Source organism: Amycolatopsis sp. NPDC043885, assembly GCF_056435685.1.
Window position 1 is genome coordinate 1 of record NZ_JBWKEA010000043.1, and the last position, 1,311, is coordinate 1,311.

A 1,311-nucleotide genomic window follows, 5' to 3' on the forward strand; every position below is an offset into this window, starting at 1 on the left:
TGTCCTGTTTCAGGACCTCACGGACAGATGTGTTTCAGGACATGTCGGACAGTTTTGGGTTGGTCAGTGGTTGGTAGCGTATTGCTCTGTTGAGGGTGAGCTGGCGGGCGAGTGTGTCGCCGATCATGATGACGACGCGGTCGCCCTGCCAGAACACGGTGGCGTTCTGGCCGGCCCAGCGTCGGCCTAGCACGATGGAGCAGCCGGAGAAGGCGATGACCCCGGTGCTGGAGACGGGGCGTTGGGTGGTTCCGCTGGGAGCTTTGGAGCCTTCGGGTGGAGTGGCTTTGAGGCTGGCGTCGTAGCGTTGCTGCGGGGTCTGGCCGTCGAGGCTCTGGTGTCTTCGGTTGTTGTAGATTGTGCGGTAGTCGTCGAGCAGCTGTTGCAGGGCGGCAAGATTCTCGGCCGGGGGCCGGGCGGCGAGCCATTTCTGCAGAGTCTGATGGACGCGTTCGTTCTTGCCGCAGGTTTGCGGGTGATAGACCGACGAGGCGATCGTGGTGACGCCGTGTTCGGCGAGGTGACGTTCCAGATCGGCCATCCAGCCGCGGTGTTTGCCGGAGAAAGCCAGCCCGTTGTCGGACAACAGTTTCACCGGCGCCCCGTAGCAGGCGATGGCCAGTTGCACCGCGGTCCAGGTGTCAGCACCGTTCTCGCTGACCGCGGCGTAGGAGCCGACATCGAGGCGGGAATGGTCATCCAGGATCTGGATGATGCAGACCTTGGTGCCGTCGGCCAGGTAGTGCTCCGTCCCATCGATCTGCCAGCAGCCGTTCGGGTCCGGGTACTGGAACCGGCGCCGCGTGCGGGGCTTCTTGCGTGGCTCGGGTTCGATCTGGCCGCGATCACGCAGGATCCGGTAGATCGACGACTGCGAGGGCGGCGGGAGCATCCCGGCGTCCTCCAGACGCCAGCGAATCGAGATCGGCCCGTTGTCCAGGCCTTCCTCCTCGAGCTCTTTACGGGCCCGCAGCACCGCCTCGGCCACCTCCTCACCCAGCGCGGACGGATGGCTCAGCGGAGCGGTGCTGCGGCAGGCGAACCCGACGGTCCCCTCGCTCCGGAACCGAGCCACATACCGATAGAAGGTGTCACGGGAAACCCCGTGCTCGCGACAGAACCGCGCCACGTTGATCTTCTCGCCCGCAGCCGACCTGACGATCGCGGCGACGAACTCAGGATCCATCGGAAAACCTGCTCTGCCCATCGCCGCATGATCACCACACAAGCCCTGGTCACCACGCCGACAGGCCGGTCAGTGTCCGTGAGGTCCTGAAACATCAACTGTCCGACATGTCCTGAACTCAGACA

Annotated in this window: 1 protein-coding gene; it reads right to left on the reverse strand. The window is 64.4% G+C overall.

Annotated features, from left to right (window positions below):
* Nucleotides 1-34: 34 nt before the first annotated feature.
* Complete coding sequence (locus AC069I_RS44340; protein WP_478268075.1) at nucleotides 35-1,186, reverse strand: integrase core domain-containing protein; 1,152 nt, start codon at nucleotides 1,184-1,186, stop codon at nucleotides 35-37.
* Between the last annotated feature and the right edge of the window lie 125 nt (nucleotides 1,187-1,311).